Genomic DNA, 17802 nt, shown 5'->3' with positions numbered 1-17802 from the left:
GGGCCAATCAGAAACGGGGCAGTTCCGGGTGCGGAAGCTCGTTGTTGTGCACGTGCATGGCGCCAAACTCGGCGCAGCGGGCGAGCGTCGGAATATTCTTGCCCGGGTTGAGCAAGCGATCCGGGTCAAACGCCGCCTTTAGCGCGTGAAAGACGGTGAGCTCATCGGCTTGGAACTGGCTGCACATTTGGTTGATTTTCTCGCGCCCCACCCCGTGCTCACCGGTGATTGAGCCCCCAGCGGCTACGCATAGCTCAAGAATCTTGCCGCCCACATCTTCGGCGAGTTCGAGCTCCCCTTCGCGGTTGGCATCAAATAGAATCAGCGGATGCATATTGCCGTCGCCAGCGTGGAAGACATTGGCCACTTTTAAACCGCTCTCTTGTGACAGCGCGGCGATACCTTTGAGCACGCGGGGTAGCTCGCGGCGCGGAATCGTACCGTCCATGCAATAGTAATCCGGCGACATGCGGCCTACTGCAGGGAAGGCATTCTTACGCCCGGCCCAAAACTTGGCGCGCTCTGCTTCGTCGCGGGCTTGCTGAATATCGGTGGCGCCGGCTTTTTCCAGCACCGCGCGAACGGTCTCGCAGTCGTCATCGACATCGGCTTCGACACCGTCAAGCTCACACAAAAGAATCGCTTCGGCTTCGGTCGGATAACCCGCTTTGACGAAGTCTTCGGCGGCTTTGATCGCCAGCTTATCCATCATCTCAAGCCCGCCGGGGATAATGCCGGCAGCGATAATATTGCCCACGGCGCGGCCTGCTTTCTCGACGTCGTCAAAGCTAGCCATCAATACCTTGGCGGTTTCCGGTTTGGGCAAAAGCTTCACGGTGATTTCGGTGACCACGCCGAGCATCCCTTCGGAACCGTTCATCAGGGCGAGAAGATCGAACCCCGGCGCGTCGAAGGCTTCTGAGCCGAGCGTCATGGTTTCGCCTTCAATAGTGACGATGTCCACGCGCATGACATTGTGCACGGTAAGGCCGTATTTCAAGCAGTGAACGCCACCGGCGTTTTCCGCCACGTTGCCGCCAATCGAGCAGGCGATTTGCGAGGAGGGGTCCGGCGCATAATAGAGCCCGTAGGGCGCGGCCGCCTCGGAAATGGCCAAATTGCGTACACCCGGCTGTACACGCGCCACGCGGGCGTCCGGGTCGACGCTTAAAATTTGTTTGAAGCGCGACATCACCAGCAATACGCCGCGCTCAATCGGGAGTGCCCCGCCGGAAAGGCCGGTGCCCGCCCCGCGTGTCACCACCGGTACGCCGAGGGCATGGCAGCGTTTGAGTAGCGTCTGCACCTCGTCCAGCGTTTCCGGCAAGGCGACCAACATAGGCAAGATACGGTAGGCGGCAAGGCCGTCGCACTCGAAAGGGCGCAGGTCTTCTTCGCGGTGCAAAAGCGCAAGCGAGGGTGTGGAGGTTTGTAGATCGCGTAAGACGTCGGCTTTTTCAAACGACTTCAGCTCGCCATCGAGGCGTTCATCATAATGGATGTTCATGGGGCAGCTCCCGAAAGAGAAGAGGGCGCGATACAAGGTGTGGTTTTGATTTTATGGAAGTATTTTTCATAAATCTATTCATAAATCCAATCCATCAATATGTATCCCTGCGTTCCAACGCGTTTTTGCTGCGATTCACCGTTTAGTGAGTGAGGTTTCTCGGCCGCGTTCAATCACGATAATAGGGTGCACGCGACATTTTGCCGATCCCGGGATTGAAGCGGTTTGTTGGGTCAAGTTCACGGTAGAAGGTCGCCAGCGCCTCCTTGGCGGGGTAAAGGTGGCCGACATTGTGCTCGGCGGGATATTCGGCCCCACGTGCGTCGAGAATATCGAGCATTGCTTTTTTTAACGCGTTGACGTCGGCACCTCGGCGAAAGATGTAGTCTTGATGGAAAACATAGCAAAAAAAGTGGCCATAATAGAGACGGTGAACAATATCTTTCGAAATGCTCTCGGGCAGCTGTTCAAACCAGGTGGGGTCGTTGCGTGATAAGGCGATATCCAGGGCGAGGATATCTTCGACATCTCGATGGTGAATAGTGCGGTAGCGAACCGCGGCTCCGGCGGCGGCGAAACGGTGCAGCATGGCGCGTTCGCCTTCATCCGCGGTGCATCGAAACCAGGCTTGACGATCAAAACACGTATCAAGGAAGTGCTCGGTTTCTTCCGTCATATCACCGTTAACCCGAATGATCAGGTGATGTTCGTAAGCATCCCGCCATGTGTCGAGCCGTTTGGGCAGTGGCGAGGGAATCAGGCGTGACGTTGCCTGCAGCAGGTGATCCGTAAACGGAGCGGGGAGCAGTGGCAGCTTACGGAAAAAGGCGTCGATACGATTTTTCAGGCTAAACGCCCCGGGCAGACGCTGTGTACCGAGCCACTTGATAAGCAAAAAGCTATCTTTACCGTAGCGCTTGGCGATATCGAAAAGCTCGCGATGCAGGTACTCGGTAGTAATCGGCAGGCGTGAAGCCTCGCGCAGAAAACAGAAGCGGAAATCCGTCAATTGTTGGGTGTCGTTGGTGCCTACGTAATAAGTGGTGACATCCTTTTCCTGCTCGAAGGTGTCCAGTCGAACGGCGAACACCACCACCTTGCCAGCGCTGCCGGATGCGCCATGCAGTAGGCGCGGGTCGTTGTTATAACGCGCTGCACCTGGCTGGTCGGCGCCCCGGATAATGGTCTGGTAATCATCGTCGGAGGCTTTACCAGCATCGTGGCGCACGCTATCGGCGGCAAAGTTACCCTTTTCAACGTGTGGCAAAATCTCTTCGGGCGTGTCGCCGAGGTCGATGCCCAGCTCATTAATCAGTTCGAGTTCGTCGTTTTCATTGATGCGTGCGTAGAGGGCAAGCTCGGTATAGGCAGGGCCACGTCGGCACAATGCGCCACCTGAGTTATTGCACACACCGCCGATAACGGTGGCGCCAATAGAGGTTGAACCGATAACAGAGTGCGGCTCACGCCCGATGGGGGTTAGTGCCTGGCTAAGTTCAAACAGCGTTGCGCCGGGTAGTGACACGACCTGACGCCCCTCATCAAGGAAATGCAGCCCTTTGAGATGCATCGTGTTCAAAATGACCACGGGGCGATCGTACTGGTTGTTAGGCGTCGAGCCTTCGGTTAGGCCGGTGTTGGCGGCTTGCGCAATGATAAGGGCATTGTGCTGATGACAAGCCTGCAGGGTGTGCCATAGCGCAAGGAGTGAATCTGGGTACACAACGGCGATTGCCTCGCCAGAGCCTGAGCGGTAGCCAATCTCATGCGGACGCTTGGATGCCGCATCGGTTATGACGTTATCGTTTCCTGCCGCGTCGGATAGCGCATCGAGAATGGGGGAGGTTGGCATAATATTCTCCTTGTCGTGCTTGCTGCTTGCTTATAGTTCACATCGATATCGGTGGTTCAAGCGGCCAAAGCAGGCAGTTTTGTTGGCAAAAAGTGGGCACTAAAGGTAAAGCTACGAAGGAAGGCCTAAGGAAAAGCGAGCAGTGTGACAAGCAGTATGGTAGGTAATAGCGCGTTGAGTACTGCGATCTGACCTGAGTGAGCGCAATGCCTTGGGCGATAAAAAAAACCTGATTGCCTTGGTGGCGCCCAACCCGCCGGGCTTATGGCTTGGCGGGTTAGTATTCCCTTACGGGTGGCTGTTAACCGCTCAGCGCACTGAGCAGCGGATCACTCATGCCAATGACATAAAAGCCAATCAGCGCAATCACACCGGTTGCGACAAGATAATAGAGGGTCGGCAAGATGGTTTTACGGATGGTGGTGCCTTCTCGGCCTAGCAGTCCAACCGTGGCTGATGCAGCCACCACATTGTGAATGGCAATCATGTTACCGGCTGCTGCCCCGACCGCTTGCAGCGCCACCATAAAGGCGGTGGAGAGGCCGAGCTGGCTTGCAATGTTGAACTGGAAGTCTGACAACATCAGGTTAGACACGGTGTTAGAGCCAGCAATAAAGGCACCCAAAGCACCCACCATCGGCGCGAAGAACGGGTAGACGCCACCGACGCCGTCAGCCACGAAGCGCGCCATGGCAACCGGCATAGAGACAAGGTCCGAGCCATTAACGCCCGAGTTGATCAAAATACGCACCATGGGAATGGTAAAGATCAATACAAAACCGGCGCCTAGAAGGGTTTTCGATGAGTCGCTGAATGCTGCTTTGAGCTCGCCGAGTTTCATGCGATGTAAAACGGCGGTCACTAATACCACGGCCAGCAGAATGCCGCCTGGCAGGTAAAGCGGCTGAATGCTACCGCCAATACCTTCGCCGAGGATGTCGCTCCAACCAAACGCGAAGGAGGTCAGGGCGTTTTTCAGCGGCTCGATCACACGCGATGCGACCAAAAAGATCGCCAGCAGTATGTAAGGTACCCAACCCATGAAGGTAGAGATCGGTGCCTTGTCGGCAATGTCGTCCATCTTGATTTCAAGCTTACCGATCCACTCGTCAGGCCAGGAGGTGGAAGGTGGAAAGTCCCAGGTGTCTTTCGGAATCAAGAAACCGCGACGTGCCGCAGGCACCACGATGGCAAGACCAATCATCGCGCCAATCATCGACGGGAACTCCGGTCCGAGCAGTACCCCTGCCAGCATATAAGGCACCACAAAAGCCACACCGGCAAATAACGCGAACGGCGTGATGGAAAGACCTTCCTTCCAGGAGCGGTTGGCGCCAAAGAAACGTACCATAATGACAACCATGATCAGTGGCATCAAAACGCCCACGAGGCCGTGGACCACTGCCACTTCTCCTGCGATCAAGCGGAAATATTCCATCCAGGTGTAGCCGCCGGTTTCCAACGCTTCGGTAATACCGCCGCGATCCAAGCCGCCGGTGACACCCACCACAATCGGGGTGCCGACTGCACCAAAGGAGACCGGTGTGGATTGGATCATCATGCCCACAACAACAGCAGCAAGCGCCGGGAAGCCCAACGCCACCAATAGCGGCGCGGCGACGGCAGCTGGGGTACCAAACCCAGAAGCGCCTTCGATAAAGCAGCCAAACAGCCACGCCACGATGATCGCCTGTACCCGGCGGTCAGGGCTGATGCCCGAAAAGCCTTTACGAATCGCCGTAATGCCGCCGGAATGCTTTAGCGTATTCAGCAATAAAATAGCCCCAAAGATAATCCACAGTATCGCAATGGTGAGAATGAGCCCTTGGAACGTTGACGCCAGAACACGCGAAAACGTCATGTCCCAAGCGAGCAGGCCGATCAGTGCGGTGACCACAAAGACAATCGGCATGGCCGTTTTGGCCGCCATCCGAAAGCCGATCAACAGCACGCCTGCCAGTACCAGCGGTACGAAAGCAAAAAGTGCAAGAGTTGTTTCATTCATGGGAGGAGCGTCCTCTTGTTATTAATAATGTGCGCCAGAAAGACATTTAGCCGCTAAAGCGACGCGTGTGTCACAGCGAAAGATACGGAGTCGATGGGGGGATGACTACCGTTGGATAATTGGTCTTACCAAAAAAGGAGTCTAAAAAATGCGCAACACTGTCACGTTTTTGGCACTAATATATTGTTTGTAAAAAAGTATTTAGCTAATCGCGAAAAATGGCCGCAGTAAAAACCGTTAGACCAATAGATAATCATGGGTTATCGCGTTACCTATTGAGTGGCATGAGTTGGCACCGCCGCACTTGCTAACGTTACTCAGTGCGACCATGGTGAAACGCTTACTAACAAGCGTAATAAGGATACTTTAATGACACGTACGCTCTATGATTTGTGTGGCCGCGATGAACGCCTGCGTTTTTCTCCCTATTGTTGGCGTGTGCGGATGTCGCTCGCGCATAAAGGGCTAGAGACCCAATTTAAGCCTTGGCGGTTTTTGCAAAAAGACGAGCTTGCCTTCGCTGATTACGACAAAGTGCCGGTGTTATGCGATGGCGATAAGATCGTGACCGATAGCTTCGCGATCATGCGTTACTTGGATACCGCCTACCCCGAAGCACCGCTTTTAGGTGAAAGGGTAAGCTATCGACGCGTGCTGTTTTTTAAGCACTTTGTTGAGCGTAGCGTCACACCCTCGCTATTTCGCATTGTGGCGTTGGATTTGCTTGCCGCCATTCACCCCGACGATCGCGCTTATTTTCGAGAAACCCGTGAAGCTCGGTTTGGCTGTACGCTAGAGGAATTTCATCAGCCGGAACAAGGGCGTCAGGCATTGCAGAAAACATTGGCGCCAGTGCGCGAATTACTGCGTGAAACGCCTTTTCTTGATGGTGAGACGCCCAGCGGTGCCGATTACCTTTTGTTTGGCAGCATAATGTGGGCGTATTGCGTATCAGAAGAGCCGCTTGTGCCACCTGCGGATGAGGTGGCGCATTGGTTTGAGCGCATGTTGGCCCAGTATGACGGCTTAGCGGCTAGAGCTTTCACGGTGCGTGATTTGCCGGCGGAGTAAGAAATGCGAAAATGCATGTTGCGCTGCACAAAAAGCCCTGCTAGCTTAACTATCAGAAGAGGTTGATGCCTCTTGATACCGCTAGCAGCGCTGCTGCTGACGAGTTAACTCACTGCAGGAGAATGTGCCATGAATAAGGCCGCTGAGAAAAACACCCAACAGCTCGAAACCATTTTTGTGTCGCCGATGCGTAGCTATACAAACGCTGCGCTTGATTACTATGATCAGGCGATGAGCGCCCAGCTTGACGCCGCCCGTGCTTACGCTGACATGTCAGTTGCGCAGATGCGCGTTTGGCTAGAGGTCAAAGACGCCGACAGCCTAAAAAAAGCGGTGGATAGCCAGCAGAAAGCCGCAGGTGACATGGTCGAGCGTTTTAAAAACGATGCGGAAAAGCTGACGTCGCTGGGGCAAACGTTTGCGCAGGAAAGTCAAAAAATGGCCGAGCAAAACGTGAAAAACGCCACCGAAGTAACGCAGAAAGCCGCCACCGAAGTAACGCAGAAAGCCGCTAATCAATAAACGGTTTGTCTTGTCCACAAAGCGCCACGGCCTAACCGCCGTGGCGCTTTGGGTTGTGCGCCCTTTTGCGTATACATTAACGAACTTACAAGCAGGCTAATGGTATCTATGCTGTAAGGTGTTTCACACGCCATGTAGTCTCATGACATGTATTCGCAGGAGGCATTTATGCAGTCGCAATTTTATACGCTTACCGATTATCCCAACGGCCTACCCGACCGCGCACTTTTTACATTAGAAACGCAAACCCTACCCGAGCTAGCCGAGGGCGAAGTGCGTATTCGTAATCGATGGCTCTCCGTTGATCCTTACATGCGTGGTCGCATGAGTGGTGTTCGTACCTATGTAGAGCCGTTTGATATTGGCAAGCCAATGGAAGGTGGCGCCATTGGCGAGGTTATCGAAACGAATGACTCAAGCCTAAACGTGGGCGACAACGTCAGCCATATGGGCGGTTGGCGAGATATTGCCCAGTTGCCAGCGCAAGGCGTTACCGTGCTACCCGATATCGACGTGCCCGAGCAGGCGTACTTGGGGGTTTTGGGAATGCCTGGCATGACCGCCTGGACAGGCCTCAATGTCATTGCAGAATGCAAACCGGGCGATAACGTTTTAGTCAGTGCCGCTAGCGGTGCGGTTGGCTCCCTGGTAGTACAGTTGGCAAAAGCCAAAGGCTGCCATGTGGTGGGTATTGCGGGCGCGTCTCATAAGCTCGCTTGGCTGGAATCCCTCGGTGTCGAACCGGTTAGCTATCGCGAACGTACCGCACAGGAACTAAGCGACACCATCAAGCTTGCCAGCCCCAACGGTATCGATGTGTATTACGAAAACGTCGGCGGTATATGCCTTGAGGCGGCACTGAACCAGTTAAATGAAGGCGCGCGCATCGCCGTATGCGGCATGATCGAAAGCTATAATGCCAAAACGCCTGTCCCTGGCCCCAGCAACCTTGCCCAGCTCGTCGTCCGCAAAGCCAAAATGCAGGGCTTCATCGTGACGGATCACTGGCAACATTACCCGGATTTCCTCAAAGAAATCGCTCCGCAAGTGGCCGCTGGCAAGCTCGACTACAAAGAGACCGTCAAAGACGGGCTTGAAAGCACTCCCGACGCCTTTCTTGAACTATTTGAGGGCGGAAATATCGGCAAAATGCTGGTTAAACTGGACTAAAAGGCGTCACGCTAGCCGACTCCCTGCTTTTTTTAGCCGTGTTGCCTTAACCAGCACGGCTTTTTTATGGCGCGCCGCCGTGTGTCCGGTCTTCATGCACCGCCGTATCCCGAACTGGCTAGGCTTGTTAATTTAAATTAAGTGCATGCAGGTATCGCATCTCTGACTGTCATGTGATGTGCTTTATACTGGCGTATCATTAACACCCTTACGTTTACCTGCATGGCCCAGGAGCATTATGAACGCACTGCATTACTCTTCCATTCGTCGTACGAAAATTGTGGCTACCCTTGGCCCTGCCAGTGACCGCGAGGGTGTACTTGAGGCGATGCTGGCTGCCGGGGTCGACGTGGTACGTCTTAATTTCTCCCACGGTACACCGGAAGATCATCGCCGCCGCCTGAACAGCGTGCGTGAAATCGCCGCCAAACTTGGGCGCAGTGTGGCAGCGCTGGGCGATCTGCAGGGTCCCAAAATTCGCGTCGCGCGCTTTAAAGACGGCGCGGTCACGCTTAAAGAAGGCCAGCCGTTTATTTTGGACATGGCAATGGATGGCGAGGCCGGCAATGCCGAGCACGTTGGCTGCGACTACAAAACGCTCGCCAGTGACGTCGTGGAAGGCGACCGTTTGCTGCTCGACGGTGGTCGCGTGGTACTGGATGTCACCGGCGTTGACGGGCAGCAGGTGCACACCACGGTAGTGGTGGGCGGTAAACTCTCCAACAACAAAGGTATCAACAAACAGGGCGGTGGCTTATCGGCGCCGGCGCTGACCGAGAAAGATAAAACCGATCTGAAAACCGCCGTCGATATTGGCGTGGATTATCTCGCCATCTCCTTCCCACGCAACGCAGAAGATATGTTGGAAGCGCGGCGTTTACTTGGCGACGCGGGAAAAGACATCGGCCTTGTCGCCAAAATTGAGCGCGCCGAAGCGGTGGCGGATGAAGCGACCATGGATGCGATCATCGAAGCCTCTCAAGCGGTGATGGTGGCCCGTGGCGATCTCGGCGTGGAAATTGGCGATGCCAAGCTGGTTGGCATACAAAAGCGGTTGATCAAGCGTGCACGGACACTCAATCGCGCCGTGATTACCGCCACGCAGATGATGGAGAGCATGATCACGGCCCCCCTGCCAACGCGGGCGGAAGTGTTCGATGTCGCGAACGCCGTGCTCGACAGCAGCGATGCGGTAATGCTCTCTGCCGAGACGGCGGCAGGGGATTACCCGCTTGAAACCGTGGAGGCGATGGCACGTATTTGCTTAGGCGCTGAGCGCGAAAAAGTCGCCCAAGAGTCCGGCCACCGCATTCACGAGGGCTTTACCCGCCCCGATGAGACCATTGCGCTCTCGGCGATGTATGCGGCGAACCACATGGAAGGCGTGGCCGCGATTGCCTGCATGACGGCTTCCGGCTACACGCCGCTGATCGCCTCACGCATTCGCTCGGGTTTGCCTATCGTGGGCTTGGCCCATAACCCGATTGCCCAACGTCGCATGGCGCTCTACCGTGGTGTGGTCTCGCTGCCGTTTGATACCTCCGAGTTGTCGGCCTCCGAGCTGAATGATCGCGCGCTGGCGCTGTTGGTTGAGCAGGGTATCGTGGCCCCGGGGGACCATGTGATTCTCACCCGTGGTGATCACATGAATGCTCACGGTGGCACCAATACCATGAAGGTGATGACGATTACGGAAAAACACGCGAGCCCCACTGCTTAATCATCGCCGATAAGGAGTTCACCAATGGGTGCATTACGATGGATAGCCATCTTCGCACTAAGTGTGATGTTCACTGCCACGGCATCGGCCCAGCCGCCGGTGGTAGCGGCGGCGTCGGATTTGCAATTCGCGTTAAGTGAAGCTGCTGACGCGTTCACACAGCAAACGGGCGAACGAGTACGACTTAATTTCGGCTCATCGGGGAATTTTCGCCGTCAAATCGCCCAGGGTGCGCCGTTTGAACTCTACCTGTCTGCCGATGAGGACTATGTTTTCGCCCTGAACGAAGAGGGCCACACCCGTGATGAGGGCACGCTTTATGCGGTAGGTCGCCTTGTGTGGCTGCAGCCTAAAGGCGCTAACATGCTACCCAGCGAAGACGCCCCTCTGGCTGTGGTAGACGCGGCGATTGCCGCTCAAGCATCGGGCGAGCGCCAGCGTATTGCGTTGGCCAACCCTGAGCACGCGCCTTACGGTGTGGCGGCTCAGCAGACGCTGGAGCATGCTGGATTGTGGCATGAGACGGCTCCGCTGCGGGTGCTGGGAGAAAACGTCTCTCAAGCGGCGCAGTTTGCCCTATCCGGTGACACGCGTGGCGGGCTAGTGGCGTATTCGCTTGCTTTGGCGCCAGTGCTCGCTGAGAAAAGCGACTACGTGCTAATACCTGAAAGCTGGCATGCGCCACTCAATCAGCGCATGGTGCTAACGCAAAACGCTGGCGAAACGGCTGCCGCTTTTTACCATTGGCTACAAGGTGAAAAAGGGCGCGCCATTTTACAGGACTATGGTTTTAGTGTCCCGGGTTTTAGCGTGCCTGAGTAATGGCAGGTGCAATGGATTGGGCGGCGCTCTCGGTTTCACTGCGCCTGGCAGCATTGACCTGTTTAATCCTGCTGCCGCTGGGGATTTGGCTTGGCCGCACCCTGGCTTATGCGCGTTTTCGTGGCAAAGGGCTTTGTGGAGCGCTGGTCGCCTTGCCGTTGGTGCTGCCACCGACGGTGCTGGGCTTTTATCTCTTACTCAGCTTTAGCCGCGATGCGCCGGTAGGCGCTATCTGGGCGGAGCTGACCGGTAGCGGACTGAATTTTACCTTTAGCGGCATTTTGCTTGCCTCGCTGATCGCCAACGTCCCCTTCGCCGTGCATCCCATTCAACGCGCATTTGAAAGTGTGCCTCGCAACCTGCGCGAAGCGGCCTGGTGTAGCGGGCTTGGCCCATGGCAAACGCTTTGGCGCATTGAGTTGCCACTGGTGTGGCCGGGGGTGCTTTCGGCATTTGCGTTAACGTTCGCTCACACCCTCGGTGAGTTTGGTGTGATTTTAATGGTCGGCGGGTCTATCGACGGCGAAACCCGGACCCTGGCGATTGCCATCTACGACCGTATGCAGGCGTTCGATGAGCAGGGTGCGGCGCTAATGTCAGCGGTACTGCTGGCCGTGTCGTTTATTACCTTAGGTATTGTGTACGGGCTGGCCGGGCGCCGCAGGTGGATAAGTGGCTGATCTACAGGTACGCGTGGCACAGGCGGGCCCGATTCCGCTGGGCGCTGATTTTGTTTGCCGTCGCGGCGAGCTATTGGCGTTAGTCGGCCCTTCCGGCAGCGGCAAAACGACCCTTTTGCGGGCAATTGCGGGGCTCTATCAGCCTGCAGAAGGGCACATTATCTGCGGGGATACACCGTGGTTTGATGCCAAGCGTAAGCACTCACTTTCGCCTCAAAAGCGTCGTGTTGGTATTGTGTTTCAAGACTACGCGTTGTTCCCGCATCTCACGGCGCTGGAAAATATCGCGCTCCCTTTGCGTCATCTCCCTAAACCGACCCAGCGTGACCGCGCCGAGCAGTGGCTAGCGCGTGTGCGCCTAGAAGGGTTGGGGCGGCGCTATCCGCATGCGCTTTCTGGCGGTCAGCGTCAGCGGGTGGCGTTGGCGCGGGCGTTGGCCCGTGATCCTCAGGTGTTACTGCTGGATGAGCCTTTTTCGGCGGTGGACCAAGTCACCCGGCGGCGCTTGCAGCGCGAGCTTGCGTTGCTGCGCCAGCAAATTTCCATTCCCATTGTGCTGGTCACCCATGATCTGGAAGAGGCCACAGCGCTGGCCGACCAGATTTGCGTGCTACATGGCGGGGAAAGCCTGCAGCAAGACACACCGGATCGGCTCTTTCGTCAACCAGCAACGCCTGCGGTGGCGCGCCTTCTTGATCGACATAATTTGTTCAACGCGACAGTCATCGCGGTTGATGGTCAGCGCCATTTGCAGTGGGGGCGTTTTCAACTGGAGGTAGCCGAAGGACTCGATCGTTTTGCCGTCGGGGAAGCGGTCACTTGGTACCTGCCGCCCTCGGATATTGTGCTGCACCGGCGTGACCGTCCCTCTAACGGTGAGCGCGAAAATCCGATACCTGCCATGGTCAGCGAAGTGGTCACGCTGGGTGGGATGACGTCGGTTGCGTTGCGCGTCGCTCACGGCGATATGCTACGTTTTGATATTGCCACCCACGCGGCGCGGCGTAATCGTCTTGCCTCGGGTTCTATGGTGAATGTATCGCTTCTGGCGGCCGGGGTTCATATCATGCCAGGCGCGCACGACCTTACGCGTAGCGATTAACACACGGGCCGATTAAAAGAGGAAAAACCAATGGGCGTGACACGCCGCGCGTTACTCACGGCTTCGCTTGCACTTCCCTTCGTGGCGCTGGCGCCGCTAACGTGGGCAGGTCAGGCGCTCAGCAGCGAAGGGGAAGCGTCATCATTAGCGCGGCGCTCGCTTGCGATTCACAGCGTACAAGGCCCGCATCGGCTCAGTGTAGAAGTCGCGCAAACGCAGGCGCAGCGGCAAAAAGGCTTGATGGGGCGAGAGGTGCTGCCCGCTGATCACGGCATGTTGTTTATGTATGCGCGCGAGCAATCCCCCTATGATGGGTTTTGGATGTATCGCACGCTGATTGCGCTGGATATCGCCTTTATCGACAGCGGTGGCACGATTGTTACGATTATGACGATGCCGCCTTGTGAATCCTCCTCGCCCAGCGATTGCCGCGCTTATGCGCCGGGTAAGCCCTACCATGCCGCATTAGAAGTCAACGCCGGTTATTTTGAGCAGCACGGTATCTCGGTGGGCGACTGTGTGTCGCTGCCCAACGCCGCAGGGGCCTGCCGTTCTCAGTAGCGTTCGCAACGCGCACCTTCCTTCAACGGTGACGACGCGCCTAGAATAACCAGCCGACTGTTTTGGCTCGTCGGCTTACGCCAGTAAAAACGACAACACAATAACGCAATAGGAATTGCTATGACGCTGACACGCTCAATGGCTCGTTTAACTGCCGGCTTGGCCGGTATCGCAATGCTCTCAGCCGCTTTTTCCGTGCAAGCGCGCGAACTCTCTGTCTCTACCGTACTGTCTGATGCCTTCCCCTGGGGGCAGGCGGCGGAAAAATGGGCGGATCTCGTGGAAGAACGCAGCGATGGTGAGCTGACGCTACGTGTTTATCCCAACTCGCAGTTGGTATCCGGCGATCAGACCCGTGAATTTTCCGCCATGCGTTCGGGGTTGATCGACGCTGCCGTCGGCTCGACGATTAACTGGTCGCCACAGGTGCCGGAACTTAACCTCTTCTCGCTGCCGTTTTTTATTCCCGATGAAGCCGCAGTGGATGCGGTCACCGGCGGTGACGCCGGGGAAATGGTGTTTGAGGCCATCGAATCGCGCGGTGTTATACCGCTGGCCTGGGGTGAAAACGGTTTTCGCCAGCTATCTAACTCCCAAGGCCCCGTCAGTGAGCCGAGCGATTTGGAGAATCTGAAAATCCGCGTGGTCGGCTCGCCGCTTTTCCAAGATACATTCAGCGCGCTGGACGCCGACCCCACGCAAATGAGCTGGGCGGATGCCAAGCCAGCACTCACCACCGGCGCGGTAGATGGCCAAGAAAATCCCCTCTCGGTGTTTGATGTGGCGCGCATTGATCAAGTGGGTCAAGAGCACCTGACGCTTTGGAACTACATGAATGACCCGCTGATTTTCGCCGTGAATCAGCAAGTGTGGCAGTCGCTTAGCGAAGGCGAGCGCACGCTGCTGCGTGAAACCGCGGTAGAGGCCGGTGAGTGGGAAATCGCTATGACCCGCGAACAAGAGAGCGAGCGCCTTGCCGCCATTCAAGAGCGCGGCGTGACGGTCACCGAGCTGAGTGATGCCGAGTACCAAGCGTTTGTTGACGCGACACAATCTGTCTACGAAAAGTGGGCGCCGCGAATTGGCGAGGAGCTCGTTGAAGCGGCGCAGATAGCCATCGACGCGCGCTAAACCGGCATCCATGTTGGTGGTCACCGCCCTTGAGTGGCGCTTTAAAAACCAAGGGCAGTGACGTCTGTGGGGCTGTTTTGTAAAAGGTATGTCTGATGCAAGGGAGACCTGATGCGCGCCCAGAACGCTGGCTGGGGGCAATTGCCTTAATCATCATCGCGTCGATCAGTTTAGCGAACGTGGTGACGCGCTACGTGACCGGCGGTTCGTTTTCTTTCACCGAAGAATTTTCGGTATTTCTTCTCGTGGTGCTGACCTTCGCCGGTGCCTCAGTGGCGCTGCGGCGTAACCGCCATATTCGCATTGGGCTGTTAGAGCGTGTGCTGCCACCCGGGCCGCGTAAGGCCCTGATTGTGTTTCAAGCGCTGTGCGGCGCTGCCGTGCTGGGACTGATTACCTGGTATGGCGCTAAGCTTGCCTGGCAAGAGTACCAGTGGCAGTCGCTCTCGCCCGGGCTTGGGTTACCGCAGTGGTGGTATATCGTTTGGCTGCCGCTGCTGTCCGGCGCCATGCTATGGCGTTTGTGTGAGCAAACCCGTGACCGTTTGACCGGGAGGCTCACCGATGAGCCCTGATGTTTGGATGATTTTGGCTTTTGCGGGCTTTCTGATTGCTGGAGTGCCGGTGGCGTTTTCGCTGGCGCTTTCCGGGGCAGTGGGTATTTTGGCTGGGCTGTCGCCGGATATGCTGGCAACGCTCGGCACCAATACCTATAACAGCATTGCCAAGTACCCGCTGATTGCGATTCCGCTGTTTATTTTAACCGGGCTGATTTTTGAGCGGGCTGGGGTGGCGCTACGTTTAGTCCGCTTTGCTCAGGCGTTGATTGGCCCGCGTCACGGGGGCCTGGCCCTGGTGGCGGTGCTGGTGTGCATGATCATGGGCGGTATGAGCGGCTCTGGCCCGGCTGATGCAGCCGCGGTGGCGATGGTGATGCTGCCGAGCATGACCAAAGCGGGTTACCCCAAGCCGTTTTCGGCCACCTTGATTGCGGCATCGGCTTCGACCGCTATTCTTATCCCGCCTTCGGTGGCGTTGATTCTCTACTCGATTGTGGTGCCGGGGGTGGATTTGCGCGCGCTTTTTGCCGCCGGTTTATTTCCGGGGATTTTGGCCGGTTTGGCGCTTTTGCTCCCGGCGCTGTGGGTATCCAGACGCTACGGTTGGGAGGGCTCACTAGGGGTGGGCGCCGAGCGGCTAAGCGTGCAGGAAACGTTTAAGCAAGCGCTGCCAGCGCTGTTTGCCCCGGTGCTGATTCTGGGGGGCCTGCGCTCGGGGCTCTTTACCCCGACGGAGGCGGCCGTGGTCGCGGTGGCTTATGGTGCGCTGGTTGGGCTTTTTCTTACCCGCGAGCTGTCATGGCGTGATCTATGGGAGCTGTTCGGTGAAGCGGCGATTATCTCCGGCGTGGTGATGCTGATTATCGCCTTAGCGGGAATTTTTGCCTGGGCGGGCACCATGCTGGGCACCTTCCGCCACCTGGCCGAGTGGATTATTGGCTTGACCGACAACGGCGTGCTGCTGCTGATCTTAGTGATGCTCGCGGTACTGGTAGCGGGCATGTTGCTGGATGCGATCTCGATCTACCTCATCATGATGCCAATTTTGATCCCCGTGATGCAGCACTTCGAGTGGAACCCGGTGTGGTTTGGCATTCTGCTCGCGATGAATATCGCCATTGGGCAGTTCACCCCACCCGTGGCGGTTAATTTGATGGTGACGACCGAAGTGGCAAAAATCCGCCTGGAGCAGACGCTGGGGTGGGCGCTGTTGTTTGTGCTTGCGATGGCGTGCGCCTTGGCGCTGGTGGCGGTTTTCCCTGCCATCGCGCTGTGGCTGCCGACGGTGTTGGGCTATAACGTTTGAAAAGCGACGGGAGGCGTTGCGTTTTTGTTTAATTTTGGTTGGGGTGCCTCAACTGCAAAAGGTGACCGCAAAATTACTCAAAGCGCCAAGAAATGGATGAATCGTTTGTTTCTATAGATTGATATTTTGGCGACGATCGTTGCAAGTCGATGCAAAAGCTTGCAACTCGCTCCTTGCCTCTGTACCAATAGCCATCCCTTATTTCCCGCGTGAGCAGGCTCCGCGCCTTTGGCGCCTGCGCTAGCGGGGTTATGTCGAGGAGATGGTTATGAATCAGCGTGTCAATATTGAGCTTGGTGACCCCAATGCCGAGGCGTTTGAAGCACGTCAATTCAAAGTCTACACCCACCGCCAGTTGGACAAGATCGAGGCGCTTCAGTCTCTGCCTGAGGACCTGCAGTTTGATATGCGGGTGGTCAGCCAGGTGCTGCCGTTTCGCGTTAACGAATACGTAATCGACGAGCTCATCGACTGGCATAACATTCCCGCCGACCCGGTCTTTCAGCTCACTTTCCCCCAGCGTGGCATGTTGCTCCCCGAGCACTATGACGAGGTCGCTGAGCTGATGCGCGAAGGCGCTTCAGCTGCCGAGATGAAGCCGGCCATTGAGCGTATTCGTAGTGAGCTTAATCCACACCCGGCGGGGCAGATGGACCTTAACCTGCCGCTGCTCGACGGCGAGCCACTACCGGGCATGCAGCACAAATATCAAGAAACCGTGCTGTTTTTCCCCAGTCAAGGGCAGGTGTGTCACAGCTACTGCACCTTCTGCTTTCGCTGGGCACAATTCGTCGGGGATAAAGATTTGAAGTTCGCTTCCAACGAAGCCGACTCGCTTCACCGCTATCTCGCCGAACACAAAGAGGTTACGGATCTGTTGATGACCGGCGGTGACCCCATGGTGATGAAGGCTAAACACCTGCGTATGTACCTGGAAGGGCTGATGCAGCCCGAGCTCGATCACGTTCAGGATATCCGTATCGGCTCTAAAAGCCTGACTTTCTGGCCATACCGATTTGTGACGGACCCGGATGCCGAGGATATCCTTGAGCTGTTCCGCGAGCTGACCGCTGCTGGTAAGCACGTCGCCTTTATGGCGCACTTTAACCATTGGAAAGAGATGGATACGCCGATTTGCCGTGAGGCGATTCGCTGGATTCGTGCCACCGGCGCGGAAATCCGCACTCAAGCGCCGCTTTTAAAGCATATCAACGACGATGCGGCGCAGTGGGCCAAGATGTGGACCCAGCAAGTGCGCTTGGGAATGGTCCCTTACTACATGTTTGTCGAGCGTGACACTGGCGCGCGCCACTACTTTGAAGTGCCGCTGGTGCGCGCCTACGAGATCTACCGTGAGGCGATGAAGCACGCACCTGGCTTGGCGCGTACCGCCCGTGGGCCGTCGATGTCCGCCGACCCGGGTAAGGTGGAAATTCAGGGCGTGGCCGATATACACGGCGAGAAAGTTTTCGTGCTGCGCTTGATTCAAGGCCGCGATGCCGATTGGATCCAGCGCCCGTTTTTCGCCAAGTACAACGAAGACGCGACGTGGCTGCACCATCTGGAGCCCGCCTTTGGCGAGAGCGAGTTCTTCTATGAAGCCGAGTTCGCTGCCATGAAAGACGAAAAGCAGGAATTGATCATGAAGGCGTCGTGATTTTTTAAGCTTGACCACACTGGTTATGCCTTATGCCAATTTCACATAGCAGTAAACGCCTTCTAAACGCTATGAACCGCTAGACTGCTTACACGTTGTAAAGGACTCGCGGCACTTTTGTATGTTTCGCTAGAAC

The 17802-nt window shown here is 56.4% G+C and carries 15 protein-coding genes; 12 read left to right on the top strand and 3 right to left on the bottom strand.

Annotated elements, in window-relative coordinates:
- Positions 1-7: 7 nt before the first annotated feature.
- The 3 genes from glcD to M8006_RS00295 all read right to left on the bottom strand — a co-directional run bounded on the left by glcD (position 8) and on the right by M8006_RS00295 (position 5364).
- Positions 8-1507, bottom strand: coding sequence for a glycolate oxidase subunit GlcD (gene glcD, locus M8006_RS00305; protein WP_250078903.1), 1500 nt, complete (start codon positions 1505-1507; stop codon positions 8-10).
- Positions 1508-1676: 169 nt separating this feature from the next.
- The gene (gene dld / locus M8006_RS00300) at positions 1677-3359 is read right to left on the bottom strand and encodes a D-lactate dehydrogenase (protein WP_250078901.1); all 1683 of its coding nucleotides are present in this window, start codon (positions 3357-3359) and stop codon (positions 1677-1679) included.
- A gap of 301 nt (positions 3360-3660) precedes the next feature.
- Positions 3661-5364 (bottom strand): L-lactate permease, encoded by a 1704-nt coding sequence (locus M8006_RS00295; RefSeq protein ID WP_250078899.1) that lies wholly within the window; start codon positions 5362-5364, stop codon positions 3661-3663.
- 369 nt (positions 5365-5733) lie between these two features.
- Here M8006_RS00295 and M8006_RS00290 point away from each other — a divergent pair, with 369 nt between their 5' ends.
- From M8006_RS00290 to M8006_RS00235, 12 genes are all read left to right on the top strand, one after another.
- Complete coding sequence (locus M8006_RS00290; protein ID WP_250078897.1) at positions 5734-6435, top strand: glutathione S-transferase N-terminal domain-containing protein; 702 nt, start codon at positions 5734-5736, stop codon at positions 6433-6435.
- 129 nt (positions 6436-6564) lie between these two features.
- The gene (locus M8006_RS00285; protein ID WP_250078895.1) at positions 6565-6957 is read left to right on the top strand and encodes a phasin family protein; all 393 of its coding nucleotides are present in this window, start codon (positions 6565-6567) and stop codon (positions 6955-6957) included.
- A 168-nt stretch (positions 6958-7125) separates the two neighbouring features.
- The gene (locus M8006_RS00280; RefSeq protein ID WP_250078893.1) at positions 7126-8127 is read left to right on the top strand and encodes an NADP-dependent oxidoreductase; all 1002 of its coding nucleotides are present in this window, start codon (positions 7126-7128) and stop codon (positions 8125-8127) included.
- A 238-nt stretch (positions 8128-8365) separates the two neighbouring features.
- Positions 8366-9847 (top strand): pyruvate kinase, encoded by a 1482-nt coding sequence (pyk, locus tag M8006_RS00275; RefSeq protein ID WP_250078891.1) that lies wholly within the window; start codon positions 8366-8368, stop codon positions 9845-9847.
- Positions 9848-9871: 24 nt separating this feature from the next.
- Positions 9872-10669: a molybdate ABC transporter substrate-binding protein gene (gene modA, locus M8006_RS00270; protein WP_250078889.1), complete on the top strand. Its 798-nt coding sequence runs from the start codon at positions 9872-9874 to the stop codon at positions 10667-10669.
- Entirely contained in the window at positions 10669-11349 is a 681-nt protein-coding gene (gene modB / locus M8006_RS00265) for a molybdate ABC transporter permease subunit (RefSeq protein ID WP_250078887.1), read from the top strand. Before modA ends, modB begins: the two co-directional genes overlap by 1 nt.
- Entirely contained in the window at positions 11342-12451 is a 1110-nt protein-coding gene (locus M8006_RS00260; RefSeq protein ID WP_250078886.1) for an ABC transporter ATP-binding protein, read from the top strand. The genes modB and M8006_RS00260 overlap by 8 nt, the downstream gene beginning before the upstream one ends.
- 30 nt (positions 12452-12481) lie before the next feature.
- On the top strand, positions 12482-13012 hold the full coding sequence (locus tag M8006_RS00255) for a DUF192 domain-containing protein (RefSeq protein ID WP_250078883.1): 531 nt from the start codon (positions 12482-12484) through the stop codon (positions 13010-13012).
- A 120-nt stretch (positions 13013-13132) separates the two neighbouring features.
- Positions 13133-14143, top strand: coding sequence for a DctP family TRAP transporter solute-binding subunit (locus tag M8006_RS00250; protein ID WP_250078880.1), 1011 nt, complete (start codon positions 13133-13135; stop codon positions 14141-14143).
- A gap of 95 nt (positions 14144-14238) precedes the next feature.
- Positions 14239-14718 carry a TRAP transporter small permease gene (locus M8006_RS00245; RefSeq protein WP_250078878.1) on the top strand — a complete coding sequence of 160 codons (480 nt, stop codon included), beginning with the start codon at positions 14239-14241 and terminating at the stop codon, positions 14716-14718.
- Complete coding sequence (locus M8006_RS00240) at positions 14708-16009, top strand: TRAP transporter large permease (protein ID WP_250078876.1); 1302 nt, start codon at positions 14708-14710, stop codon at positions 16007-16009. The genes M8006_RS00245 and M8006_RS00240 overlap by 11 nt, the downstream gene beginning before the upstream one ends.
- Before the next feature lie 268 nt (positions 16010-16277).
- Complete coding sequence (locus M8006_RS00235) at positions 16278-17666, top strand: KamA family radical SAM protein (RefSeq protein ID WP_250078874.1); 1389 nt, start codon at positions 16278-16280, stop codon at positions 17664-17666.
- Positions 17667-17802: the final 136 nt, after the last annotated feature.

This window comes from Halomonas llamarensis, assembly GCF_023555005.1.
Classification (GTDB): domain Bacteria; phylum Pseudomonadota; class Gammaproteobacteria; order Pseudomonadales; family Halomonadaceae; genus Vreelandella; species Vreelandella llamarensis.
Note: the sequence above shows the minus strand (reverse complement) of the source record. Positions and strands in the feature narration are given on the sequence as shown.